Genomic DNA, 23465 nt, shown 5'->3' on the forward strand with positions numbered 1-23465 from the left:
CGGGCGTCGGTAAGGGCGGGCGGGGCGGCGGCGTAGCGTGGGGGGTATGTCGAAGTACGGAACCTTTCCCGGGGCGCGGCCCCGGCGGCTGCGGGGGTCCGCCGTGATGCGGCGGATGGTCGCCGAGACCCGGCTGCATCCCGCTGATCTCATCCTGCCCGCGTTCGTCCGGGAGGGCGTCAGTGAGCCGGTGCCGATCGGCAGCATGCCCGGTGTCGTGCAGCACACCCGGGACAGTCTGAAGAAGGCCGCCGTCGAAGCCGTCGAGGCCGGGGTCTCCGGGATCATGCTCTTCGGGGTGCCGGAGGAGAACAAAAAGGACGCGGTCGGGTCGCCTGGGACCGATCCCGACGGGATTCTTCAGGTGGCGCTGCGTGATGTGCGGGCCGAGGTCGGGGACGAGCTGCTCGTGATGTCCGACCTCTGTCTGGACGAGACCACGGATCACGGGCACTGCGGTGTGCTGGACGCCGACGGGCGGGTCGACAACGACGCGACCCTGGAGCGGTACGCCGAGATGGCCCAGGTCCAGGCCGACGCCGGGGCCCATGTCGTGGGGCCCAGCGGGATGATGGACGGGCAGATCGGGGTCGTACGGGACGCGCTCGATCAGATCGGGCGGGAGGATGTCGCGGTCCTCGCGTACACCGCCAAGTACGCGTCCGCCTTCTACGGGCCGTTCCGGGAGGCCGTCGCCTCCTCGCTGACCGGTGACCGGCGGACCTATCAGCAGGACCCCGCCAATGCCCGGGAGTCGATGCGGGAGCTGGCCCTCGATCTGGCGGAGGGGGCCGACATGGTGATGGTCAAGCCGGCCGGGCCCTATCTCGATGTGCTCGCGCGGGTCGCCGACGCCGTAGACGTGCCCGTCGCCGCCTATCAGATCTCCGGGGAGTACTCGATGGTCGAGGCCGCCGCCGAGAAGGGCTGGATCGACCGGGACCGGGCGATCATGGAGACGCTGACCGGCATCAAGCGGGCCGGGGCGCAGAACATCCTGACCTACTGGGCCACCGAGGCGGCCCGGAAGCTGCGCTGACCAGACGTCAGCGGAGGGCGGCGTCCGGCTCGCTCTGCCAGTACGTCACCGACAGCGCGCTGTCGTAGTACACGCCCCCGGCGGGGAGCGCGGGCGTCGCCGACGGGCCGCCGTCGCTGTTCGGCGTCCCGCCCTGGAACATCACCGTCAGCTTGCGGCCGGTGTCGCCGCCCGTGCCCGAACCGTCCGCCGCGCTCAGCAGGACGCCCGCGTAGCCGGAGTCGCCCGGCTCCAGCATCGGCACCGACTGCGGCTTGCTGTCCTCGATGGCCTGCGGCACCCACTGCATCTCGTCGAAGCGGAGCACCGGGTAGTACATCAGCGCACAGCGCTCCGCGCCGGTGTTGGTGATCGTCATCAGCATGTGGTTCAGGGGGCGGGGGACCTCCTGGAGGGTCGTGCGGGTGTTGGTGCCGTTGCAGATCGTCAGGTCCGACGCCATGTCCTCCTCGTCCGAGGACGGGTCCGAGGCGCGGTCCGAGGCGCGGGCCGAGGGGGCGCTCTGCGTGGTCTGCTCGGACTTCGTGTTCTGCGTCGTCCCGGGGGACTGTTCCGTCAGGGTCGCCGCGCCCTCGTCACGGGTGCCCGTGCCGTTCTCACAGGCGGTCAGGGCTACGGCGGTGAGCACCGCGCCCGTGGCGGCGAGCAGACGGGCGGAGCGGAACGTACCCATGGGAGTCCCCGTTTCTGTGTGGACTGAGGCAGCGGCCGATGGGCGCCCGATCGGTGGGCGGGGCGGCGTGCTTGGATGACCAGAGCTTGTCCGCTGTCCCGTCCCGACCGCCAGCGATGCCGGGTCATTCGGGACGCTGGAATGACTGCAACCGTCTGACCTGGAGATACGTCGTTCCCCTGGGACGGGACGTGGAACGGGGAATCGGCCGAGGGGATGGAGGAACCGTGTCGGTGGGCAGCGCGGAGGACGGGTTCGCGGGACTGCTGCGGGAGTTGAAGGACCGCTCCGGACTCAGCTACGGGGCACTCGCCAGGCGGCTCCATATGAGTACGTCGACACTGCACCGCTACTGCAACGGGGACGCCGTCCCCACCGACTACGCGCCCGTCGAACGGTTCGCCCGGTTGTGCCGGGCCAGCCCGCAGGAGCTGGTCGAGCTGCATCGGCGGTGGGTGCTCGCCGACGCGATGCGCGGGAGCGGCGGTGCCAAGAAGGCCCAAGAGGGGTCAGTGGAGGGGTCGGTCGAGGGGGCCGTCGAGGCGCCGGTCGTCGGGCCTGCCGAGGGGTCGGCTGTCGAGCCTGTTGGCGGGTCAGTCGATGGGCCTGTCGATGGGTCTGTTGACGGGCCTGTTGAGCAGTCCGTCGAGGAGGTCGTCGAGCGGGGTGTCGGTGAGGTCGCGGGCGGTGGTGAGTTGCCCGGGGCGCCTCGGTCGCTGTCCGTCGGGCCGGTCCGCCGGCTGCGGCGGCGTACCGGGGTGCTCGCCGGGGTCGCCGTGGCCGCCGTGCTCGCGACCGTCGCGCTCGTCGTGGGGCTGCCCTCGCCGGACACCGGGCTGGACGGGCGGGAGGGGGCCGTGGGAGCCGCCGCACCCGATGACTCGGCCTCGGGGACGCCGTCCGGTCCCGCCGCCTCGTCGCCCGTGCCCTCCGCGTCCGTCTCCCCGAGCGGATCGTCCGCCGCCGTGAGCGGCTCGCCGTCCGCCTCGCCGTCCGTGCCGTCCGGTGGCCGGGCGCCCGCGACCGCCGAAGGCTCCGCGCCGCCGCCGCTCACCGTTCACACCCGGCCCTATGCCTGGGAAGGGCCCTGTTCCCAGCACTACTTGATCGACCGGGGACCGGCGGACGTCGGGCCGCCGCCCGTGGAGCAGGACGCGCCCGCCTGGGTGGGGGCGTACAAGGCGGTGTCGGCGGGGGAGCAGTTGCTGCGGCTGACCGTGCAGGGCACCGGAGCGCGGACGGTGGTCGTGGAGGGGCTCCAGGTCCGGGTGGTGGAGCGGGGCACACCGCTCGCCTGGAACGACTATGTGATGGGCGTGGGATGCGGCGGACGGGTGCCGACCCGGCCGTTCACCGTGGCGCTCGACGGGGCGCGGCCCGAGGTGGTGGCCGGGGCCGGGCAGCCCGACTTCCCGTTCAAGGTGAGCGAGTCGGATCCCGAGGTCTTCGAGGTCACCGCGGACGCCTCGGCGTACGACGTGACCTGGTACCTGGAGCTGCACTGGTCCAGCGGGGACCGGGAGGGGACCGTCGTGGTGGACGACTCCGGGCGGCCGTTCCGGACGAGCGGGAACAACGGGCGGCCGGGGTATCAGTTCCCGGTCGGCGCCGAGGGATGGGGCGACGCGCAGGACGGGACCGAGGGGGACCCGGAAGGCGGGCCCTGACCGAACCTGACCGGACCTGATCGGCTCCGACTGGCTCTGACCGGGGCTGCGCGGCCGGGCGCGGTGTCCGGATCGCGGAAAAGTCTGTGCAGGGTGCAGTCATCTCCGTAACATGCGCGGATCGAGCCGCCCAAGGAGCCGCCGCCATGACGCTTGCCGAGCCCGCAGCCTCGCCCCTCGACCCGTCCCTCGACCCGTCTCTGTCTCCGACCCCGTCCCCGTCTCCGTCTCCGTCCCCGGCCCCGGCCCCGGCCGGTGTCGTCGGTCCGGCCGCGCTTCCTCCGCTCGCCGGGCGGGCGCGGGCCGTCGGGGGATCGCCGGTGCGGGACATCCTCGCCGTGACCGCCCGGCCCGAGATGATCAACTTCGCCGGGGGGCTGCCCGCGCCCGAGCTGTTCGACACGGAGGGCATCGCGGCGGCGTTCCGGGCGGTGCTGGCGGAGTCGCCGCGGCGGGCGCTCCAGTACGCGACGACCGAGGGCGAGCCCGCGTTGCGGGAGGGGCTGGCCGGGCGGTACCGGGGGCGCGGGCTCGCCACCGGTGCCGGGGACCTGATCGTCACCACCGGGTCCCAGCAGGCACTGGCGCTGGTCGCCACGGCCCTGCTCGAACCCGGTGACACGGTGCTGGTGGAGAACCCCTGCTACCTCGCCGCGCTCCAGGCGTTCGGCTTCGCCGGGGCGCGGGTGGTGGCGGTGCCGGGGGACGCGTACGGGATCGATCCCGAGGCGCTGGAGGAGCTGGTGGTGCGGGAGCGGCCCAAGCTGCTCTACACCGTCCCCACCTTCCAGAACCCCACCGGCCGTACGCTGCCCGCCGACCGCCGGGCCGCCGTCGCGGCCGTCGCCGCCCGGCGCGGACTGTGGATCGTCGAGGACGACCCGTACGGCGAACTCCGCTTCGACGGCGAGCGGGTGCCGTGGATCGCCGCGCAGCCCGGCGCGGAGGACCGGGTGGCGCTGCTCGGCTCCTTCTCCAAGGTCATGGCGCCCGGTCTGCGGCTCGGCTGGCTGCGCGCGCCCACCGCACTGCTGCGCGCCTGCGTGGTCGTCAAACAGGCCGCCGATCTGCACACCCCGACCGTCAACCAGTGCGCCGCCGCCCGCTATCTCGCCGACCGTGACCTGGACGCCCATGTCGGCCGGGTCGCCGCCGCCTACCGGGAGCGGCGGGACGCCATGCTCGCCGGGCTGCCCGCCGCCCTGCCCGAGGGCTCCACCTGGAACCGGCCCGAGGGCGGCATGTTCCTCTGGGCCCGGCTGCCCCAGGCGTACGACACCACCGCGCTGCTGCCGCGGGTCGTCGCGCACGATGTGGCCTATGTGCCGGGCGCCCCCTTCTTCACCGGCGAACCCGACCGGGCCACCCTGCGGCTCTGCTTCGTCACCCAGACCCCGGAGGAGATCGCGGAGGGGCTGCGCAGGCTGCGGGCCGGGCTCGTGGGGAGCGGGGAGAACGCGTGACTACTTCGGGGGGACGACCCGCAGGCTGAAGCGGTAGTCGCCGAGCGACCGGGCGATGGCCACGAACAGATACGCCACATGCTCCTGACCGGCCGCCGCGCCGATCCCGCCGAGGTCCAGCAACGCCTCCTCGGGCCAGCCGAGGTCGGTCATCAGCCGGGCGACGACCCGCTTGGCGTCCGGGTCGTCCCCGGACAGGAACTGGGTGCTGGGCCCGGTCAGCAGCGCCGGGTCCGCCATCACCGCGCAGTCCACCGTGGTGAACGTCTTCACCACCCTGAGCCGCGGGAACGTCCGCTGGATCTCCTCCCCCAGGGACTCTTCGAGGTGCGAGAGCCTCCCCTCGGGGGTGAAACCGACCGCGATGTCCATCAGGACCTTGCCGCTCAGGTCGGCCGGGTCGAGACCGCCGAGGACGGTGACGGACTCCGTGCCGGGCGTGACGTTCACCAGGACCTCGGCGTGGGCGGCCGTGTCGGGGAGCGACGCCACCGGCAGGTCGCCCCACTCCGGCTTGCGGGCCGCCGGGGTGCGTGAGCCGAGCAGGACGTCATGGCCGGCCGCGATCCAGCCGGGGGCGAGGGCACGGGCCACATTGCCGGTGCCGAGGACGCCGACGCGCAGGGGAGGAAGAGGGGTACCGGTGTCAGTTCGCATACCGGGACGCTAGGGGGGCGGGCCGGTCGTGGGGATCGGGCCGGGGGACCAGACGGGACCTACGTCCCCGGCCCCCGGCCTCGGTCTTCCGGCCGAGTCGCGGAGCCGGGTCTCAGAGCCGTTCGGGCGTGCGGATGCCGAGCAGCGCCATGCCCTGGTGGAGCGTACGGCCCGTCAGATCGCACAGGAACAGCCGGTTCTCGACCTGCTGGGGCGTCTCCGCCTTCAGCACCGGACACTTGTCGTAGAACGTGGTGAGGTGCGACGCGAGCTGGTACAGATACGCGGCCAGCTTGTGCGGCGCGTACTCCTCGGCCGCCTCCGCCACCGTCGCCCCGAACGCGTCGAGATGCAGGCCCAGCGCCCGCTCCGCCGGGTGCAGCGCCACCTCCGGGTGCGCGGCCGGGCGGACCTCGCCCGCCTTGCGCAGGATCGACCTGATCCGGGCGTACGCGTACTGGAGGTACACCGAGGTGTCCCCGTGCAGCGACACCATCTGGTCCAGGTCGAACTTGTAGTCCCGGCTCGCCGACGTCGACAGGTCCGCGTACTTCACCGCGCCGATGCCGACCTGCGTCCCGCGCTCGGCGATCTCCGCCTCGGACAGGTCCCGCGCCTTCTCCCGGACGACCGCGGAGGCCCGCTCGACCGCCTCGTCCAGCAGATCCACCAGCCGTACGGTCTCGCCCTCACGGGTCTTGAACGGCTTGCCGTCCTTGCCGAGGACCGTGCCGAAGGCCAGCTGGTGCGCCTTGACGTCGTCGTTCAGCCAGCCCGCCCGGCGGGCGGTCTCGAACACCATCCGGAAGTGCAGGGACTGCCGGGCGTCCACCACATAGAGCAGGGTGTCCGCCTTCAGCTGGAAGACGCGGTCGCGGACCGCCGAGAGGTCGGTGGCCGCGTAGCCGTAGCCGCCGTCCGACTTCTGCACGATCAGCGGGACCGGGTTGCCGTCCGGGCCCTTGATGTCGTCGAAGAACACGCACAGCGCGCCCTCGCTGCGGACCGCGACGCCGGACTCCTCCAGCAGGCGGCAGGTCTCGGCGAGCATGTCGTTGTAGCCGGACTCACCGACGATGTCCGGGTCCCGGATCTCCATGTCCAGCTTCTCGAAGACCGAGAAGAAGTAGATCTTCGACTCGTCCACGAACTTCTGCCAGCTCGCGAGCGTGCGGGCGTCGCCGGCCTGGAGGTCCACCACCCGGCGCCGGGCGCGGGTCTTGAACTCCTCGTCCGTGTCGAACAGGCGGCGCGCGGCCTTGTAGAGGCGGTCCAGGTTGGACATCGCCTCCTCGCCGGTGACCTCGGTGGCCCCGGTGCTCTGGTGGTCCAGTTCGTGCGGGTGCTCGTCCAGGTACTGGATCAGCATCCCGAACTGGGTGCCCCAGTCGCCGATGTGGTGGCGCCGGACCACGGTCTCGCCGGTGAACTCCAGCAGCTGGACGACGGCGTCGCCGATCACCGCGGAGCGGAGGTGGCCGACGTGCATCTCCTTGGCCACGTTGGGCTGGGCGTAGTCGATGACGGTCGTGCCGGGGTGGGGGGCGGGGGGGACGCCGAGGCGGCCCGTGTCGTCGGCGTAGCGCTCCGCGAGGTTGGTGGTGATCGCGGTGTCGGTGACCGTGATGTTCAGGAAGCCGGGGCCGGAGACCTCGATGTCCTGGATCAGCCTGCCCGTGGTGACGTTCGCGACGACCTCGGTGGCCAGCTCGCGGGGGTTGCGCCGCTCCTTCTTGGCCAGCGCGAGGATGCCGTTGGCCTGGAAGTCGGCTCGGTCGCTTCGGCGCAGCAGGGGGTCTCCGACGGTTTGCGGGAGGGTGGCCGTGAGGGCGGTGGCCAGGTGTGCGTCCACTGCGGCGGTGAGTGAGGTGACCGAGGCCATGAGGTGGGTGCCGTTCTCCTCGTGGGGATTGTTAGACACGGTCAGTATTTCATGGGGGGTGTAGGGGTTTTTTCGGTGTGGTGGGTGGGGGTGGGGGGAGGGGCTGTGGTGCGGGTTGGGTGGCTGTGCGGGGCGGTGGGTTTTTTTGCGCAGTTCCCCGCGCCCCTGAGTGCGGGGCGGTGGGTTTCTTTGCGCAGTTCCCCGCGCCCCTGGGGATTGTGTCTGCGGGGCGGTGGGGGCTGGTCGCGCAGTTCCCCGCGCCCCTGGACGGCGGCTCCGCCGCCGGTCGGATGTCGGTGCGGGGCGGTGGGGGCTGGGCGCGCAGTTCCCCGCGCCCCCGAGCGGCGGCTGCGCCTGCCGATCTTGGGGGGAAAGGGGTTTTCGTCGTTTGGGGGGTTGCTGGGAGGATGATGGGTGTGTTGGCCGGTGGGTGTCGCCGGTTGGGTCTGGAGGAAGAAGGACGTGCCGATCGTGGCTCAGAGCACCGAGACCACCGACTGGGTCTCCCGTTTCGCGGATGAGGTCATCGAGGAGTCGGAGCGCCGGGCCCCGGGCAAACCGGTCGTCGTCGCGTCGGGGCTCTCCCCGTCCGGGCCCATCCACCTGGGCAACCTCCGGGAGGTCATGACCCCCCACCTGGTCGCGGACGAGATCCGGCGCCGGGGGTACGAGGTGCGGCATCTGATCTCCTGGGACGACTACGACCGCTACCGCAAGGTGCCCGAGGGGATCCCCGGGGTCGACAAGACCTGGGCCGAGCACATCGGCAAGCCGCTCACCTCCGTCCCCGCGCCGCACGGCTCCGCCCATCCGAACTGGTCCGAGCACTTCAAGGCCGCCATGGTCGAGGCGCTCGGCGAGATGGGCGTGGAGTTCGACGGGATCAGCCAGACCGCGCAGTACACCTCCGGGGTGTACCGGGCGCAGATCCTGCACGCCATGCGGCACCGGGCCGACATCGACGCCGTTCTTGATCAGTATCGGACCAAGCAGAAGGCCGGTGGAGCGGTCAAGAAGACGCAGAAGGCGGTGGACGCGGCCGAGGTCGAGGCCGCTGAAGGGTCCGGGGCCGCGGGGGAGGACGACGGGTCGTCCGGGACCGCCGGGTACTTCCCGTACAAGCCCTACTGCGGGAACTGCGAGAAGGACCTCACCACCGTCACCTCGTACGACGACGACACCACCGAGCTGACCTACTCCTGCGGTGCCTGCGGTTTCTCCGAGACCGTCCGGCTGAACGAGTTCAACCGCGGCAAGCTGGTGTGGAAGGTCGACTGGCCCATGCGCTGGGCCTACGAGGGCGTCGTCTTCGAGCCCAGCGGTGTCGACCACTCCTCGCCGGGGTCCAGCTTCCAGGTCGGCGGGCAGATCGTCGGCATCTTCGGCGGGCAGCAGCCCATCGGGCCCATGTACGCCTTCGTCGGGATCTCCGGGATGGCCAAGATGTCCTCCTCGCGCGGTGGGGTGCCGACGCCCGCCGACGCGCTGAAGATCATGGAACCCCAGCTGCTGCGCTGGCTCTACGCCCGCCGCCGCCCCAACCAGTCCTTCAAGATCGCCTTCGATCAGGAGATCCAGCGGCTCTACGACGAGTGGGACCGGCTGGACGGGAAGGTCGGGGACGGGAGCGCGCTGCCCGGGGATGTCGCCGGGCACGCGCGGGCCGTCGGTACCGCCGCCGGGCCGCTTCCCCGGACGCCCCGGCCGATGCCGTACCGGACGCTCGCTTCCGTCGCCGACATCACCGCCGGACATGCCGACCAGGCCCTGCGGATTCTGTCCGAGCTGGACCCCGAGCAGCCGCTCGACTCGCTGGACGCGGTGCGGCCCCGGTTCGACAAGGCCGAGGCGTGGATCAACACCCAGGTCCCCGCCGACCAGCGCACCATCGTCCGGGCCGAGCCCGACACCGAGTTGCTGAAGTCGCTGGACGACCAGGGGCGGGAGTCCCTGCGGCTGCTGCTCGACGGACTCGCCGCGAACTGGTCGCTGGACGGGCTCACCCATCTCGTCTACGGCGTGCCCAAGGTCCAGGCCGGGTTCTCCGCCGATGCCACGCCCAAGGAGCTGCCGGCCGAGATCAAGGCGGCCCAGCGGTCGTTCTTCGCCCTGCTGTACCACCTGCTGGTCGGGCGGGACACCGGGCCCCGGCTGCCCACGCTGCTGCTGGCGGTCGGGCAGGAGCGGGTGCGGCTGCTGCTCGCCGCGTAGCGGCCCAGGTCGCGGTCACGCGATGTGTTCGTCCTCCATGTCCGCCATGTGGCGCTTCTGGAAGCGCAGGACCATGCGCTTCGCGTCCGCGTCCGGGACCTGGTCGCCGTAGGTGGCCTCCACGTCGTCGCTGAACTCGCGCGGCGTGGGGTAGCCGGTGCCGCCCGCTATGGACTGCTTGAAGACCTGGTACAGGTCGTCGTCCGACGGTTCGAAGGGGGCGGTGCCGCCGCCCTCGCCCAGTTCACGGGTCCGGCCGGGGCTCACCGGGATCGGGAACGTGCCGGTGTCCTCCGGTGAGGGGGGCGGGTCCAGCGGGGGCTCCTCGTAGGGGGCCGCCTGCTGCTCGTAGCGCCGCTGCTCCTCGTACCACTCGGCGTACTGCTCGCCGGGGTTGTAGGCGGGGTCGTAGGAGCCCTGGTAGTCGACCTGCTGGGGGGCCGTGAACCAGGGGCTCTGGGGGTCGGGGGGCAGCTGGTCCTGAGGGGGCGGGACCGCGGTGGCCTCGGTGGGCCAGTCCCGGTGCTCTTCGGGGGCGGGGGGCTGAGGTGCCGCTGTCGCCGGTGCCTGGTCCTCGGCGCGGATGGCACGGTCGGCGGGGTCGGTGCCCGCCGGGAGTTCGCGCGCCGGTGGGGGCGGGGGGATCAGCGCCGGTTCGATGCCCGCCGCCGCCAGGCCCGCCGGGGCCGTGTCCGCGAGGGGGACGCCGTACTTGGCCAGGCGCAGCGGCATCAGGGACTCGACCGGGGCCTTGCGGCGCCAGGCGCGGCCGTAGCGGGAGCGCAGCCGGGCCTGGTAGACGAGGCGCTCCTGCTCCAGCTTGATCACCTGGTCGTAGGAGCGCAGCTCCCACAGTTTCATCCGGCGCCAGAGCAGGAACGTGGGCACCGGGGAGAGCAGCCAGCGGGTCAGCCGGACGCCCTCCATGTGCTTGTCGGCGGTGATGTCGGCGATCCGGCCGATCGCGTGCCGGGCCGCCTCGACCGAGACCACGAACAGGATCGGGATGACGCCGTGCATACCGACGCCCAGCGGGTCCGGCCAGGCCGCCGCGCCGTTGAAGGCGATCGTCGCGGCGGTCAGCAGCCACGCCGTCTGCCGCAGCAGCGGGAACGGGATGCGGATCCAGGTGAGCAGCAGGTCCAGGGCGAGCAGGACGCAGATACCCGCGTCGATGCCGATCGGGAAGACATAGCTGAAGTTCCCGAAGCCCTTGTCCAGGGCCAGTTCGCGGACCGCCGCGTACGAACCCGCGAATCCGATGCCCGCGATGATCACGGCACCGAAGACGACCAGACCGATGAGAACCCGGTGCGTCCGGGTCAGCTGAAGTGGCGCGGCCACCCGTACTCCCCTCCCCCTGTGTGTCGTTGCTCGTGCGCGGCCAACAGAGTGGCACATGTGAGCGAGGGACGGGGGGTCGGTCTCCGGTCCGTGACGACTGCGACGTCAGCTCTTCGCGGTGGAGGCGGTGGCGGACGGGGCGGAGGAGGACTTCTCGGAGGGGGCCGCCGAGGAGCCGGCGCCGGGGGCGTTCGCCTTGGTCACCGACGTGACGGCCGCCTTCGCCGCCGCCTTCGCGTCCTTCAGCAACTCGGCCGCGTTCGGGGCCTTCTCGCCCGCCAGACCGGCGCCGTTGTAGTCCAGGGTCACGACCACGTTCTCGACCCGGGCGACCACCGTCTGCTGCTTGAAGGCGCCCTCCTTCTTCTTCAGGTCGTAGCGCAGGGCCGTGGCCGCCTCGCCGGTGCCGGTCAGCGGCTCCGCCTTCATGCCGGTGGCGCCCTCCACCGCCTTGGCGTCGGTGACCTGCTTCTCGTAGTACTCCTGGGCCAGTTCGGCGCCCGAGCCGCGGGTGGCGTCCGACTCGAAGCGCAGCAGGGAGACGTTCAGCCAGCGGAACTGCGAGCCGTCCACGCCGTTGTTGTCCAGGCTGCTCCAGGAGCAGCTGGCCCGGGTCGTGGTGTCGCCGGACGTGCCCTCCTTGCCCTTGACGCCCTCCGGCACCAGGTCTTCCAGCGTCTTCTTCGGCAGTACGGCGCACACATCGGGCAGTTGCCCGTACGCCGCCGCCTGCACGGTGGGGGAGGGGCTCGCCGAGGCGGCGGCGCTCCCGGACGCCTGCTTCGCGTCGTCACCGCCGCCGTCGCTCGCGCCGTCCGAGCCGGAGGAGCAGGCCGCCGTCAGCAGCAGCACGGGCACGGCCGCCGCCGCGATCAGCACCCGGCCCTTGCGCAGGGGGGTGTTCCGGTCGGCTCGCTGTGCTCGTCGCTGCATGGGCTGCGTGGTTCCTTCACTCATGACGTACGTGCTTCCTGCCATCGGATCGGGGTCCGGGGGGCCACGGTACGCGGTGAAGAACCCGGGTGAGCCGGGTTCGCCTGCTTCACGGGCATGGGTGTGGAACGTGTCACATGTCGTCAGCCGGACAGTGAATCCGCCAGCCGGGCCGCCAGATTCCGGGCTTTGTCCTGCATGTCCTCGCTGTCCGGGACCGCGCCGACGGTGCCCGGCTGCTCCTCGTAGGCGATCGTGACGATGACGTTGGACGTGCGGAACGCCACAGTCACCGTGCGCTGCTGAGCGGTCGAACCCGAGCCGCTGAGCGCGTCGTCGAGGAACGCCTCGTCGCCGAGACCGTCGAGGGTGCGCGGCTGGAGATCGGTGGGGGACGTTGAGGGGGACGGGGAGGTGGAGGTTGTCGCCGAGGTGGAGGAGGAGGGGGTCGTCGACGGGGAGGACGACGGGGGCGGCGGGGATGACGGGGTGTCGGACGCGGTCGGGGTCGAGGTCGGTTCCGGGAGGTCCGCGGCGTCCTGCTTGGCCGCGAAGAGCTGCTCGGCCTGGCCCGCGTCGCTCACGGCGGTGTCGTACGACACCACGCGCTCGAAGTCGACCAGGAGATGGTCCGTCGCGGTGGCCGACTCGACCTTCCAGCGGCAGCCGACCTTGCGGTCCGTGTCGTACGTGAGGGTCGCCTCGCCCTCGTACGCCTGGACGCGCTGCTGTTCGTCCGGCATCTCCTGGATGCCGGGGAGCAGTGAGTCGAGGGTGTCCTCGCCGATCACCCCGCACGGCTCGGGCAGGGTGCGGTACCGGCCGGGCTCGGCGGCGGTGGTGGCCGTTCCGGCGTCGCCGGGGTTGGCGTTGTCGCTCTCGCCGCTCTCGCCGGAGCCTCCGGTGCAGCCGGCCAGCAGGGCGGCGAGGAGGGTGGCGACGCCGGATACGTACGCCTTCCGCTGCACGGTCAGGCTCCTCTCGACGGGGGTTCGACTGGGTTCGGCGCGTCGGCGGCGGGGGTGCCGGGTGGTCGTCACTCCAGTGTCCCCGCAGGTTATTCGGTTGCTGCGCGGGGGTGCCCGCCGGGCACCATGTGTATCGCACGCCGAGCCGTGGACGCCGGTCCGTTGTCCCTTTCCTTGATCTTGGCGCCGGTTTTGCGATTTCAGGCTTTTGCTTTTCTTTCTGGTGTTTTGGTTCTGGTGTTTTCGTTCTCGTCCTGGGGGATGGAATGTCGTACGTAGAGGTGCCGGGGGCGCGGGTTCCCATCCGGATGTGGGCCGATCCGTCGACCGTCGAGAACGGCGCGATGCAGCAGCTGCGCAATGTGGCCACGCTGCCCTGGATCGAGGGGCTCGCGGTGATGCCCGACGTGCACTACGGCAAGGGCGCGACGGTCGGTTCGGTGATCGCGATGCGGGGCGCGGTCTGCCCGGCGGCGGTCGGGGTCGACATCGGCTGCGGAATGTCCGCGGTGAAGACCTCCCTGACGGCGAACGACCTGCCCGGCGATCTGTCCCGGCTGCGTACGAAGATCGAGCAGGCGATCCCGGTCGGCCGCGGGATGCATGACGAGCCCGTCGACCCGGGGCGGTTCCACGGGCTGGCGACGGCCGGATGGGACGGCTTCTGGAAGCGGTTCGACGGGGTCGCCGAGGCGGTGCGGTTCCGTCAGGAGCGGGCCGGGAAGCAGATGGGGACGCTCGGCTCGGGCAACCACTTCGTCGAGGTCTGCACGGACACGGAGGGCTCGGTCTGGCTGATGCTGCACTCCGGTTCGCGCAACATCGGCAAGGAGCTGGCGGAGCATCACATCGGGATCGCCCAGGGGCTGCCGCACAACCAGGGCCTGGTCGATCGTGACCTCGCCGTCTTCGTCGCCGACACCCCGCAGATGGCGGCCTACCGCAACGATCTGTTCTGGGCGCAGGAGTACGCCAAGTACAACCGCACGCTCATGATGGCCCTGCTCAAGGACGTCGTCCGCAAGGAGTTCAAGAAGGCGCGCCCCGCCTTCGAGCGGGAGATCTCCTGCCACCACAACTATGTGGCGGAGGAGCGGTACGACGGGATGGATCTGCTGGTGACCCGCAAGGGCGCGATCCGGGCCGGGTCCGGCGAGTACGGGATCATCCCGGGCTCGATGGGCACGGGTTCGTACATCGTGCAGGGGCTCGGCAACGCCAAGTCCTTCAACTCGGCCTCGCACGGCGCCGGGCGGCGGATGAGCCGCAACGCGGCCAAGCGGCAGTTCTCCACCCGGGATCTGGAGGACCAGACGCGGGGCGTGGAGTGCCGTAAGGACTCGGGTGTCGTGGACGAGATCCCGGCCGCCTACAAGAACATCGACCAGGTCATCGAGCAGCAGCGGGATCTGGTGCGGGTGGTGGCGAAGCTGAAGCAGGTGGTGTGCGTCAAGGGCTGAGTGCCGGACGCCCCTGGTCGAGATCCTCCGTGACGGGGTGTCGGCCAGGGGCGTCGTGCGTCAGCCCTGTTCGCGGTGGAGCTTGGTGTTGGACGCCTGGGCCCGCGGGCGGACCACCAGCAGATCGATGTTGACATGGCTGGGGCGGGTGACCGCCCAGGTGATGGTGTCGGCGATGTCGTCGGCGGTCAGCGGCGCCGCGACCCCCTCGTAGACCTTGGCGGCGCGGGCCTCGTCGCCGCCGAACCGGGTCAGGGCGAACTCGTCGGTCTTCACCAGGCCCGGGGCGATCTCGATCACCCGCACCGGGCGGCCGACGATCTCCAGCCGGAGGGTCTCGGCCAGCACATGGGCGCCGTGCTTGGCGGCGGCGTAGCCCGCGCCGCCCTCGTAGGTGGCGAGGCCCGCGGTCGAGGAGACGACGACCACCGTGCCGTCGCCGCTCGCCTCCAGCCGGGGCAGCAGCGCCTGGGTGACCTGGAGGGTGCCGAGCACGTTCGTCTCGTACATCCGGCGCCAGTCCGCCGGGTCGCCGCTCTCCACCGGGTCCAGGCCCAGCGCGCCGCCCGCGTTGTTGACCAGCAGGGCGATCGTCTTGAAGGCGGTCGCGAACTCGTCCACCGCGGCCCGGTCGGTGACGTCCAGGGGGTACGAGGTGGCCTGGCCGCCCGCCTCGGTGATCTCCGCCGCCAGCGCGTCGATCCGGTCCTTGCGGCGGGCGGTCAGGACGACCCGGTAACCGGCCGCCGCGAGGCGCCGGGCCGTCGCCGCGCCGATACCGCTGCTCGCGCCGGTGACGACGGCGATTCGGGAGGGGGACATGCGGATGCTCCTTCTCGGTGCCTTGGGTTTCACGGTCAGGGGTTCACGGGTTTCAGCTGCGTGGCGCCCACATGATGATCGCCATGCCCGCCAGACAGACCGCCGCGCCGGTCAGGTCCCAGCGGTCGGGGCGGTAGCCGTCCGCGACGGCGGCCCAGGCGAGCGAGCCCGCCACGAAGATGCCGCCGTACGCGGCCAGGACGCGGCCGAAGTGGGCGTCCGGCTGGAAGGTGGCGACGAATCCGTAGGCGCCGAGGGCCAGCACTCCGCCGGTGATCCAGAGCCAGCCGCGCTGCTCCCGGTAGCCCTGCCAGACCAGCCAGGCGCCGCCGATCTCGAAGAGGGCGGCGACGACGAAGAGGGCGGCTGAGCGGAGCACGGGCATGAGGGCAGCTTCGCATGGGGCGGGGCGGGGTCCGGCGGCGGTGGGGATCACCTGTTGGGGGGCGAGTGACGGAAGGCGTTATGGGGGATATGTCGGATTGCCGGATCCTTCTCGCAGAGTGGTGGTTCTCATGGGCTTGACGTGGGCGATCGGGGGCGGGCTGCTCGCCGCCGGGCTGGTCGTGCAGGGGGCCGGGACCGGGGTCGCCGCCGGGCCGCCGGAGGCCGATCTCGCCTATCACGGGGCCGCCGGGATGAGCGCGGGCCGGGTCGACCTGCGGTTCGTGCCGCGCAACCACGGACCGGCCGGTGTCTCCGACGCGACCGTACGGCTGCGCTGGTCAGCGGCGCTCGCCGACCGGCAGCAGCTGCCCGCCGGGTGCGCCCGGTCCGGGGAGCGGGTGGTGCTGTGCCGGACCGGCGCGCTGGCCGCCGACGAGGTGGGGCGCCCGGTCGAGATGCGGGTACGGCTGCGGGAGGCGCCCACCGAGGTGCTGGTGGAGTTCGACACGGTGTGGGGCGGCGGGGCCGTCGACCGGCACCGGGAGAACGACCGGCAGCGGGTGCTCGTGCTCGACACGGGGGACACCTACTACTTCTGACTACTTCTGAGTCCCGGGCGCCTCCGATACGTCTGAGTCCTGGCAGTCTCCGATACGTCTGAGTCCCGCCCGCGTCCGCGCCGCTCGGCAGGGCGGTCAGGGCGGTCAGGGCGCCGCGTGGGCCGCGTAGAGCGCCGGCGGGACGCCCACCGTGCCGGTGAAGTCCCGGACCAGGTGGGCCTGGTCCGCGTAGCCGAGGTCGGCGGCCAGCGCCGCCCAGTCGACGCGCGGGTGGGTGCCCGCCAGCTCCAGCGCCTCATGGAGCCGGTAGCGCAGGATGACCCACTTGGGGCCGACCCCCACATAGGCCGAGAACAGCCGCTGGAGCGCCCGGACCGAGACGCCCTCGGCCCGTGCCAGGTCGGCCACCCGGCGGATCGTCCGGTCGGTGCGGACGCGCTGGACCAGGTCACCGGCCAGGTCGGCGCGCGGGTCCGGGTCGGGCGCGAGGGCGAGCAGGAAGGTGTCCAGGGCGGCCACCCGGTCGCCGTCCGGTTCCCCGGGGGTCGTCAGGGCGTGCCGCGCGGCCGGGGTGACCGAGGGGAAGACGTCCTGGGCCCGGTACGTCCGGCCGGTCCAGTGGGTCGCCGGGACGGCGGGGACGTACGGGCGGAAGCCGCCGGGGCGGAACTTCACCCCGCACACCCGCCCCCGGCCGCCCACCCGGCGGGTGAACAGACCGGTCGGGATGCCGGTGACCTCGGCGTACGGCGGGCCGTCGGACTCGTCCCACTGGAAGGTCAGATTGACCGAGGGGTGCGGCACGATCTGGCTGACATAGGGCTCGGGCAGGTCCCAGTCGATCAGCCAGTACGTCTCGACATGGCGGCGCAGCGGGGCGGCCGGGAGGTGCCGCCGGAACCGCACCCGGCTCAGCAGCCCGGCCGGGTCGACGATCCCCCGGGTGTCCCGGGGGCGGGATACGGACATGTCCGGATCGTACGGCGGGGGCGGCGCGGTTGTCCGTCGCGTTTCTTCAAGCCCGGGGGCGGGCGGGCTGCCTACGGTCGGGGCATGGACACGGAGCGTGCGGACAGTGGGAAGTACGGGATCGCGGAACTGCTGGGGATGGCCCGGGAACGGGTCGTACCGCTGGTGGCCGGGCTGCCCGACGGGGCGCTGGGGGCATCGACGCCCTGTGCCGAGTATGACGTGAAGGCGCTGGTCAACCATCTGTTCCAGGTGGTCGTGGAGTTCCAGAAGCTGGCCGCGAAGGGTACGGCGGACTTCTCCGGGGCGGTGCCCGACCTGGTCGGCACGGAGCCGGGCTGGCGGGAGCGGTTCGCCGGGGAGACGGACCGGCTGGTGGCGGCCTGGGCGGCGCCGGGCGCCGAGGAGGGCGTGGCGGGGGGCTGGGGGATGCCCGCGCCGCTGGTGGGGGCGATGGCGCTGCTGGATCTGACCGTGCACGGCTGGGATCTGGCGCGGGCCACGGGCGTGCCTTATCCGGTGGACGAGGAGCTGGCGCCGGTGGTGGACCGGCTGGCGGTGACGGTGGCGGAGCTGGGGCCGACCGCGCGGTCGACCGGGGTGTTCGGTGAGCCGGTGGCGGTCGGGGCGGACGCCTCGGCGTTCGAACGGCTGCTGGCGGGGACCGGCCGTGACCCGGGGTGGGCCGGGCGGGGGTGAGGTCGGGGCGGGAATAGGGGCGAGGGGCGGCTCGTTCTCCGGATATAGTTGAACCGTAAACAACCTGGAGGGTGAGTGACCATGCAGTTCGGGATCTTCAGCGTCGGGGATGTCACTCCGGACCCGACCACGGGACGGACACCGACCGAGCGCGAGCGGATCAAGGCCATGGTCGCCATCGCGCTCAAGGCCGAGGAAGTGGGCCTGGACGTGTTCGCCACCGGCGAGCACCACAACCCGCCCTTCGTGCCGTCCTCCCCGACGACCATGCTCGGGTACATCGCCGCCCGCACCGAGCGGCTGATCCTGTCCACGTCCACCACGCTGATCACCACCAACGACCCGGTGAAGATCGCCGAGGACTACGCGATGCTCCAGCAGCTCGCCGACGGCCGTGTCGACCTGATGATGGGGCGCGGGAACACCGGCCCGGTCTACCCCTGGTTCGGCCAGGACATCCGGGACGGCATCGACCTGGCCATCGAGAACTACGCGCTGCTGCGCCGGCTCTGGCGGGAGGACGTGGTCGACTGGGAGGGCAAGTTCCGTTCGCCGCTCCAGGGCTTCACATCCACGCCGCGGCCCCTGGACGGCGTGGCCCCGTTCGTCTGGCACGGTTCGATCCGGTCGCCGGAGATCGCCGAGCAGGCCGCCTACTACGGGGATGGCTTCTTCCACAACAACATCTTCTGGCCCGCCGACCACACCAAGCGGATGGTCGAGCTGTACCGCCGCCGCTTCGCCCACTACGGGCACGGCACGCCCGAGCAGGCGATCGTCGGGCTCGGCGGACAGGTGTTCATGCGGAAGAACTCGCAGGACGCGGTCCGGGATTTCCGGCCGTACTTCGACAACGCGCCGGTCTACGGACACGGGCCCTCGCTGGAGGACTTCACCGAGCAGACCCCGCTGACCGTGGGCACGCCGGAGCAGGTGATCGAGAAGACCCTCGCCTTCCGCGCGTACGCCGGTGACTACCAGCGCCAGCTGTTCCTGCTGGACCACGCCGGGCTGCCGCTGAAGACCGTCCTGGAGCAGCTCGACCTGCTCGGCGAGGAGGTCGTGCCGGTGCTGCGCGAGGAGTTCGCGAAGGGCCGCTCGCCCGAGGCACCCGAGGCACCCACGCACGCCTCGCTGGTGGCGGCGGAGCGGACCACGGAGAGCAAGGCGGAGGTGAGCGGCGTATGAAGCTGGTCGTCGTCTCGGCGGGGCTGAGCGTGCCCTCGTCCACCCGGCTGCTGGCCGACCGGCTCGCCGCCGCCACCGGGCGGGCCGCGTCCGGCCCGGTCGAGGTGCGAGTGGTGGAGCTGCGGGAGCTGGCCGTGGCGATCGCCCACAACTTCACCAGCGGCTTCCCCGGCCGCGCGCTCACCGCCGCGCTGGACGCGGTGACCGGCGCGGACGGGCTGATCGTGGTCACCCCGGTGTTCACGGCGTCGTACAGCGGGCTGTTCAAGTCGTTCTTCGACGTGCTCGACAAGGACGCGGTGGACGGGAAGCCGGTGCTGATCGCCGCGACCGGCGGCACCGCCCGGCACTCCCTGGTGCTGGACCACGCCCTGCGCCCGCTCTTCTCCTATCTGCGGGCCGCGGTCGTGCCGACCGGGGTGTACGCGGCCTCGGAGGACTGGGGCGCGGAAGGTCTTGAGGCGCGGATCGAGCGGGCGGCGGCGGAGCTGGCGGCGCTGATGGGCGCCGGCGTCGGCGCCGGGGCCGCTGTGACCGGGGCGCGCCCGGTCGGCGGGCGGTCGCCGGAGCGGAGCCCGGCCGCGCTGTCCGACGCGGCGTTCGAGGTGGTCCCGTTCGAGCAGCGGCTGGCCGCGCTGCGGCAGGGCTGAGACATCCGTCACCCGGGCCGTCCGGCGGGGGCGGCGGGCCGGGTGAGAGGCCAGTAAGAAGCCGACCCAGCGGGCGCATGACAAGGTGGGCGCCCCCCGGGTTTTGCCACACTGGGTCCGTGGCCCCGACTGTGCTCCTCGCCGAAGACGACCGCGCGATCCGGAATGCCCTGGAGCGTGCCCTCACCCTGGAGGGCTACCGGGTGACCGCGGTCGCCGACGGGATCGAGGCGCTGGCCAGCGCCCATCGCACCCCGCCGGACGTGCTGGTGCTGGATGTGATGATGCCCGGCATCGACGGCCTCCAGGTCTGCCGGGTGCTGCGCGCCGAGGGCGACCGCACGCCCATCCTGATGCTGACCGCGCTGGTCGAGACCCAGGACCGGATCGCGGGCCTGGACGCGGGCGCCGACGACTATGTCGTCAAGCCGTTCGACGTCGAGGAGGTCTTCGCCCGGCTCCGCGCGCTGCTGCGGCGCACCGACGGGAACGGGAACGGGAACGGGCGGGTCGCCGACGGGTCGGACGGGCCGGACGCCGTGGACCTGCCGGTCGGTGAGCGGGCCGTGGAGCCGAAACCCGCCCCCGCACCCGCCCCGGCCCCCGCCCCCGCCCCCGCACCCGCCTCCCCCGCCGTAGCCGCCCGGCAGCTCACCGCCGCCGGGCTGCGGATGGACCCCGAGGCGCGCCGGGTCTGGCGCGGCGGGCGGGAGCTGGAGCTGACCCGGACCGAGTTCGAGCTGCTGGAGCTGCTGGTCCGCAACGAGGGGATCGTCCTCGACCACTCCACCATCTACGACCGGATCTGGGGCTACGACTTCGGCCCCGGCTCCAAGAACCTCGCCGTCTACGTCGGCTACCTCCGCCGCAAGCTGGACGAGCCCGGCGCCCCCCAGCTGATCCACACGGTCCGCGGCGTGGGTTACGTGCTGCGGGAGGACTGAGTGGGGCCCGGCCGCAGCGGGCGGCTGCCCCGGCTGCTCAACCTGCGGACCACGTTCGCCGTGTCGTTCGCGCTGGTCGCGGCGGCCGTCACGGTCCTGGTCGGCATCCTGTCCTACAGCTCCGCCGCCCGGCTGCTGCGGGTGGACAAGCAGTCAGTCTTCGACGAGGTGGTCCGCGACCTCCAGGGCGAGGTGCGCGAGCGCCGGATGACCCCGCAGGACTTCTCCTCCTCCGCCCCCGGCCACGATCTGGTCCGCCCGGCCCGCACCGATGTGCAGGTGCTCGGCGCGGACGGCGCCGTCGTCGACCCGGGCAGCCCCGGGCTGCCGGTGACCGACGGGGACCGGCGGATCGCGGCGGCGACCGGCGCCGGGCGGCTGGTCGTGCACAAGGACGTGGACGTCGGCGGGGACGTGTACCGGATCGCCACCGTCGCGCTCGGCGACTCACGGGGCGCGGTGCAGGTGGCGCAGGAGTTCAGCGACACCGAGGATCTGCTGCGCGACCTCCAGCGGCGCACCCTGCTGCTGATGGCGGCCGTGGTGACCGCCGCCGGGCTGTTCGGCTGGTGGCTGGCCCGGCGGATCACCCGACGGCTGGTGCTGCTCACCTCGGCCGCGGAGGCGGTGGCCCGGACCCGGCGGCTCGGCATCGACGTCCCCGTCGCCGGGAGCGACGAGGTGGGGCGGCTCGGCCGGGCCTTCGACCGGATGCTGGGCCGCCTCGCCCAGTCCGAGGAAGACCAGCGGCGGCTGGTCCAGGACGCCGGGCACGAGCTGCGCACCCCGCTGACCTCGCTGCGGACCAACATCTCGCTGCTGCGCCGGATCGACGAACTGCCCCCGGAGACCCGGGAGGAGCTGGTCGCCGACCTCGGCGACGAGGCGCGTGAGCTGACCGACCTGGTGAACGAACTGGTGGAGCTGGCCGCCGGACAGTCCGACACCGAGCCCCCGCGCCGTGTCGACCTCGCCGAACTCGCCGAGGACGTGGCCGCCGCCGGGCGCCGCCGCACCGGACGCCGGATCGTGCTGCGGGCCGCCGGGGACACCACGACCGTGGGGCGCCCGCAACTGCTGACGCGGGCACTGACCAATCTGGTGGAGAACGCGGCCAAGTTCGACCGGGGCGGGACCGCGCCGATCGAGATCGTCGTCGCCGGTCCGGCCCGGCCGGGGACGGTACGGGTGGAGGTGCTGGACCGGGGGCCGGGGGTCGCGGACGCCGATCTCGTCCGGGTCTTCGACCGGTTCTTCCGGGCCGCCGACGCCCGCGCCCTGCCGGGGTCGGGGCTCGGGCTGTCGATCGTCCGCGAGGTGGCGCTCGCCCACGGGGGCACGCCGTTCGCCCACCGGAGGGAGGGCGGCGGGTCGGTGGTCGGCTTCACGGTGGGCGGCGGCGGGGACTGACGGTTCCTGCCCTGGAGGTGTTTACGGGGCTTTCGGTCGGGCCGCGCGGCAGCCCGATGCCGCTTCCCGGCCCATCGCCGCCGTGACCGTGACGTACAGCGCGCTGCCCGCCGTGAAGGCGGCGGCGATCTCCGTGCCCAGTGGTCCGTCGGGCAGCGGGATCTCCTGGCGGGTCTCGCCCGTGGTCTCCACCAGCAGCGAGAGCCGCCCGTCGGTGATGTCCCGCAGCAGATACTGGGTGCGGGTGACGACGGGCACCTCGACGGACGCGTCCCGGCCGCACCGGGTCTCACGGGCCTCCCGGGTGAACAGATCGACGCCGGTGAGGCGGACGGTGTCCCGGTCGACCGTGACCGTGACGATCCGGGCGGGGCGGCCGTGCAGCAGGGCGTGGTCCCCGGGGCGCAGACCGGACGCGGGGGCGCTGTACACCCACTCGCGGGGGGACGGCGTCGTCGTCGCCGCTGCCGTGGAAACGTCCGTCTCGCTCATTGCGCGCCTCTCGACCAGGTCGACCGTCGGACCAACCGGCGGGGGCGGATGGCTCGTTCCGGCGGTTCGCCCCGCGCCGCTTGGCCAACGAGCGGGGGACCGGGGAGGCTACGACACGGCCCGTTCGCACGGCCGGACGATTTCCTTTCGGTCTAGACCTTTTCCCGGACGGCGGGATTCCCTACCCTCCCCAGTGGGCAGACGTGTGGTGGATCACGTGCGTGGGATCGAGCGCCGGAGGAGTGCCGTCCGTATTCGGGGACGCCCTTCGTCCGACGCCCGGACGCGGATGCGAGGATGAGGCGCCATGGCCGCAGGGTGGTGTTCGCGCACGACGAGGGCCGCGTTGTTCGCGGCCGTCTGTGTGCTGCTCGCCGCCGTGGGCCATGTGCTGATGTCCGGCAGCCAGGTGCCCGGCTGGACGCTCGCCGCCGGGTTCGCGGCGACCGGTGGCGCCGGGTGGTGCCTCGCCGGACGGGAGCGCGGCCCCGGGCTGGTCATCGCCGTCGCCGTGCTGGCCCAGACCCTGCTGCACTCCGCGTTCACCCTGGCCCAGTCCGCCACCGCCGCTCCCGACCCCCTCAACCACATGCCTTCCATGCCCTCCATGCCCTCCATGACCCATATGAGCCACATGGATGGCATGGGCGGCATGACCGGTATGGCCGGGATGGCTGACATGGGGCACGGGCACGCCGCCGACACCTCCTCGCTCGGCATGTACGCCGCCCACCTGCTCGCCGCCCTGCTCAGCGGGCTGTGGCTGGCCTTCGGCGAACGGGCCGCCTTCCGCATCCTGCGGACCGTCGCCGGATGGCTCGCCGCTCCGCTGCGGCTGCTGTTCGCGGCGGTGCCGCTCGCGGCCGGGGCGCCGCCGTCCGGTCCGGCCCGGCGCCGGGACACCGGCGACGACCCGCGCGCACCGCTGCTCGCCCACGCGATCACCTCCAGGGGACCGCCCGCGGGGACCGCTGTCGTCTGACGACAGCCGGTTCGCCCGGGGCCGCCGTCCGCGCCGCCCCGGGTCACCGCCGTACGCCCGTGGTC

22 protein-coding genes are annotated in these 23465 nt (G+C 72.4%); 12 read left to right on the top strand and 10 right to left on the bottom strand.

Features of this window, described 5'->3' with window-relative positions; genetic code table 11:
• Window positions 1-46 precede the first annotated feature (46 nt).
• Window positions 47-1039 carry a porphobilinogen synthase gene (gene hemB, locus AB0D49_RS38605; RefSeq protein WP_362767802.1) on the top strand — a complete coding sequence of 331 codons (993 nt, stop codon included), beginning with the start codon at window positions 47-49 and terminating at the stop codon, window positions 1037-1039.
• Between the two features lie 7 nt (window positions 1040-1046).
• Here hemB and AB0D49_RS38610 read toward each other — a convergent pair whose 3' ends face one another.
• Window positions 1047-1712 (bottom strand): DUF4232 domain-containing protein, encoded by a 666-nt coding sequence (locus tag AB0D49_RS38610; protein WP_362767805.1) that lies wholly within the window; start codon window positions 1710-1712, stop codon window positions 1047-1049.
• A 227-nt stretch (window positions 1713-1939) separates the two neighbouring features.
• Here AB0D49_RS38610 and AB0D49_RS38615 point away from each other — a divergent pair, with 227 nt between their 5' ends.
• Complete coding sequence (locus tag AB0D49_RS38615; RefSeq protein WP_362767808.1) at window positions 1940-3379, top strand: helix-turn-helix transcriptional regulator; 1440 nt, start codon at window positions 1940-1942, stop codon at window positions 3377-3379.
• A gap of 146 nt (window positions 3380-3525) precedes the next feature.
• Window positions 3526-4842 carry a PLP-dependent aminotransferase family protein gene (locus tag AB0D49_RS38620; RefSeq protein ID WP_362767811.1) on the top strand — a complete coding sequence of 439 codons (1317 nt, stop codon included), beginning with the start codon at window positions 3526-3528 and terminating at the stop codon, window positions 4840-4842.
• Here the strand turns inward: AB0D49_RS38620 and AB0D49_RS38625 are convergent, their stop codons facing one another.
• Together AB0D49_RS38625 and argS are read right to left on the bottom strand one after the other, a co-directional pair.
• The gene (locus AB0D49_RS38625) at window positions 4843-5499 is read right to left on the bottom strand and encodes an NAD(P)-binding domain-containing protein (RefSeq protein ID WP_362767814.1); all 657 of its coding nucleotides are present in this window, start codon (window positions 5497-5499) and stop codon (window positions 4843-4845) included.
• Window positions 5500-5611: 112 nt separating this feature from the next.
• Complete coding sequence (gene argS, locus AB0D49_RS38630) at window positions 5612-7381, bottom strand: arginine--tRNA ligase (RefSeq protein WP_362767929.1); 1770 nt, start codon at window positions 7379-7381, stop codon at window positions 5612-5614.
• Window positions 7382-7843: 462 nt separating this feature from the next.
• Between argS and lysS the strand changes: the two genes are divergently transcribed.
• Window positions 7844-9592 carry a lysine--tRNA ligase gene (gene lysS / locus AB0D49_RS38635; RefSeq protein WP_362767817.1) on the top strand — a complete coding sequence of 583 codons (1749 nt, stop codon included), beginning with the start codon at window positions 7844-7846 and terminating at the stop codon, window positions 9590-9592.
• Between the two features lie 15 nt (window positions 9593-9607).
• On the opposite strand, the gene AB0D49_RS38640 is transcribed toward lysS, so the two are convergent.
• The 3 genes from AB0D49_RS38640 to AB0D49_RS38650 form a co-directional block, all read right to left on the bottom strand.
• On the bottom strand, window positions 9608-10936 hold the full coding sequence (locus AB0D49_RS38640) for a DUF2637 domain-containing protein (protein WP_362767819.1): 1329 nt from the start codon (window positions 10934-10936) through the stop codon (window positions 9608-9610).
• Between the two features lie 105 nt (window positions 10937-11041).
• The gene (locus tag AB0D49_RS38645) at window positions 11042-11869 is read right to left on the bottom strand and encodes a DUF3558 family protein (RefSeq protein WP_362767822.1); all 828 of its coding nucleotides are present in this window, start codon (window positions 11867-11869) and stop codon (window positions 11042-11044) included.
• Window positions 11870-12012: 143 nt separating this feature from the next.
• The gene (locus tag AB0D49_RS38650; RefSeq protein ID WP_362767824.1) at window positions 12013-12837 is read right to left on the bottom strand and encodes a DUF3558 domain-containing protein; all 825 of its coding nucleotides are present in this window, start codon (window positions 12835-12837) and stop codon (window positions 12013-12015) included.
• Window positions 12838-13103: 266 nt separating this feature from the next.
• Here AB0D49_RS38650 and AB0D49_RS38655 point away from each other — a divergent pair, with 266 nt between their 5' ends.
• Complete coding sequence (locus AB0D49_RS38655) at window positions 13104-14297, top strand: RtcB family protein (RefSeq protein ID WP_362767827.1); 1194 nt, start codon at window positions 13104-13106, stop codon at window positions 14295-14297.
• A gap of 60 nt (window positions 14298-14357) precedes the next feature.
• Here AB0D49_RS38655 and AB0D49_RS38660 read toward each other — a convergent pair whose 3' ends face one another.
• Entirely contained in the window at window positions 14358-15119 is a 762-nt protein-coding gene (locus AB0D49_RS38660; protein ID WP_362767829.1) for an SDR family oxidoreductase, read from the bottom strand.
• Window positions 15120-15171: 52 nt separating this feature from the next.
• A complete protein-coding gene (locus AB0D49_RS38665; RefSeq protein WP_362767831.1) occupies window positions 15172-15504 on the bottom strand; it encodes a YnfA family protein in 333 nt (110 codons plus the stop codon).
• Window positions 15505-15634: 130 nt separating this feature from the next.
• Here AB0D49_RS38665 and AB0D49_RS38670 point away from each other — a divergent pair, with 130 nt between their 5' ends.
• A complete protein-coding gene (locus AB0D49_RS38670) occupies window positions 15635-16105 on the top strand; it encodes a hypothetical protein (RefSeq protein WP_362767834.1) in 471 nt (156 codons plus the stop codon).
• Between the two features lie 105 nt (window positions 16106-16210).
• Here the strand turns inward: AB0D49_RS38670 and AB0D49_RS38675 are convergent, their stop codons facing one another.
• Window positions 16211-17035, bottom strand: coding sequence for a helix-turn-helix domain-containing protein (locus AB0D49_RS38675; RefSeq protein ID WP_362767837.1), 825 nt, complete (start codon window positions 17033-17035; stop codon window positions 16211-16213).
• Between the two features lie 84 nt (window positions 17036-17119).
• Between AB0D49_RS38675 and AB0D49_RS38680 the strand changes: the two genes are divergently transcribed.
• The 5 genes from AB0D49_RS38680 (at window position 17120) to AB0D49_RS38700 (ending at window position 21926) form a co-directional block, all read left to right on the top strand.
• The gene (locus AB0D49_RS38680; RefSeq protein ID WP_362767840.1) at window positions 17120-17734 is read left to right on the top strand and encodes a TIGR03086 family metal-binding protein; all 615 of its coding nucleotides are present in this window, start codon (window positions 17120-17122) and stop codon (window positions 17732-17734) included.
• Between the two features lie 81 nt (window positions 17735-17815).
• Window positions 17816-18922, top strand: a complete 1107-nt coding sequence (locus AB0D49_RS38685; RefSeq protein ID WP_362767843.1) for an LLM class flavin-dependent oxidoreductase — start codon at window positions 17816-17818, stop codon at window positions 18920-18922.
• Window positions 18919-19572 carry an FMN reductase gene (locus AB0D49_RS38690; protein WP_362767846.1) on the top strand — a complete coding sequence of 218 codons (654 nt, stop codon included), beginning with the start codon at window positions 18919-18921 and terminating at the stop codon, window positions 19570-19572. The genes AB0D49_RS38685 and AB0D49_RS38690 overlap by 4 nt, the downstream gene beginning before the upstream one ends.
• Before the next feature lie 119 nt (window positions 19573-19691).
• A complete protein-coding gene (locus AB0D49_RS38695; RefSeq protein WP_362767849.1) occupies window positions 19692-20516 on the top strand; it encodes a response regulator transcription factor in 825 nt (274 codons plus the stop codon).
• Window positions 20517-21926 (top strand): HAMP domain-containing sensor histidine kinase, encoded by a 1410-nt coding sequence (locus tag AB0D49_RS38700; protein WP_362767852.1) that lies wholly within the window; start codon window positions 20517-20519, stop codon window positions 21924-21926.
• Window positions 21927-21947: 21 nt separating this feature from the next.
• Here AB0D49_RS38700 and AB0D49_RS38705 read toward each other — a convergent pair whose 3' ends face one another.
• The gene (locus AB0D49_RS38705; RefSeq protein ID WP_362767855.1) at window positions 21948-22418 is read right to left on the bottom strand and encodes a hypothetical protein; all 471 of its coding nucleotides are present in this window, start codon (window positions 22416-22418) and stop codon (window positions 21948-21950) included.
• A 307-nt stretch (window positions 22419-22725) separates the two neighbouring features.
• On the opposite strand from AB0D49_RS38705, the gene AB0D49_RS38710 reads away from it, so the two are divergent.
• The gene (locus AB0D49_RS38710; RefSeq protein ID WP_362767858.1) at window positions 22726-23400 is read left to right on the top strand and encodes a hypothetical protein; all 675 of its coding nucleotides are present in this window, start codon (window positions 22726-22728) and stop codon (window positions 23398-23400) included.
• Window positions 23401-23465 lie beyond the last annotated feature (65 nt).

This window comes from Streptomyces sp. NPDC048290 (genome assembly GCF_040652095.1).
GTDB lineage: Bacteria > Actinomycetota > Actinomycetes > Streptomycetales > Streptomycetaceae > Streptomyces.

What these genes read in the sequence shown, in the direction of transcription:
- argS (WP_362767929.1), bottom strand. Translation starts at nt 7,381, where the DNA reads ATGGCCTCGGTCACCTCACTCACCGCCGCAGTGGACGCACACCTGGCC.
- AB0D49_RS38655 (WP_362767827.1), top strand. Translation starts at nt 13,104, where the DNA reads ATGTCGTACGTAGAGGTGCCGGGGGCGCGGGTTCCCATCCGGATGTGG.
- AB0D49_RS38660 (WP_362767829.1), bottom strand. Translation starts at nt 15,119, where the DNA reads ATGTCCCCCTCCCGAATCGCCGTCGTCACCGGCGCGAGCAGCGGTATC.
- hemB (WP_362767802.1), top strand. Translation starts at nt 47, where the DNA reads ATGTCGAAGTACGGAACCTTTCCCGGGGCGCGGCCCCGGCGGCTGCGG.
- AB0D49_RS38685 (WP_362767843.1), top strand. Translation starts at nt 17,816, where the DNA reads ATGCAGTTCGGGATCTTCAGCGTCGGGGATGTCACTCCGGACCCGACC.
- AB0D49_RS38610 (WP_362767805.1), bottom strand. Translation starts at nt 1,712, where the DNA reads ATGGGTACGTTCCGCTCCGCCCGTCTGCTCGCCGCCACGGGCGCGGTG.
- AB0D49_RS38710 (WP_362767858.1), top strand. Translation starts at nt 22,726, where the DNA reads ATGGCCGCAGGGTGGTGTTCGCGCACGACGAGGGCCGCGTTGTTCGCG.
- AB0D49_RS38645 (WP_362767822.1), bottom strand. Translation starts at nt 11,869, where the DNA reads ATGCAGCGACGAGCACAGCGAGCCGACCGGAACACCCCCCTGCGCAAG.
- AB0D49_RS38620 (WP_362767811.1), top strand. Translation starts at nt 3,526, where the DNA reads ATGACGCTTGCCGAGCCCGCAGCCTCGCCCCTCGACCCGTCCCTCGAC.
- AB0D49_RS38625 (WP_362767814.1), bottom strand. Translation starts at nt 5,499, where the DNA reads ATGCGAACTGACACCGGTACCCCTCTTCCTCCCCTGCGCGTCGGCGTC.
- AB0D49_RS38690 (WP_362767846.1), top strand. Translation starts at nt 18,919, where the DNA reads ATGAAGCTGGTCGTCGTCTCGGCGGGGCTGAGCGTGCCCTCGTCCACC.
- AB0D49_RS38665 (WP_362767831.1), bottom strand. Translation starts at nt 15,504, where the DNA reads ATGCCCGTGCTCCGCTCAGCCGCCCTCTTCGTCGTCGCCGCCCTCTTC.
- AB0D49_RS38670 (WP_362767834.1), top strand. Translation starts at nt 15,635, where the DNA reads ATGGGCTTGACGTGGGCGATCGGGGGCGGGCTGCTCGCCGCCGGGCTG.
- AB0D49_RS38680 (WP_362767840.1), top strand. Translation starts at nt 17,120, where the DNA reads ATGGACACGGAGCGTGCGGACAGTGGGAAGTACGGGATCGCGGAACTG.
- AB0D49_RS38705 (WP_362767855.1), bottom strand. Translation starts at nt 22,418, where the DNA reads ATGAGCGAGACGGACGTTTCCACGGCAGCGGCGACGACGACGCCGTCC.
- AB0D49_RS38675 (WP_362767837.1), bottom strand. Translation starts at nt 17,035, where the DNA reads ATGTCCGTATCCCGCCCCCGGGACACCCGGGGGATCGTCGACCCGGCC.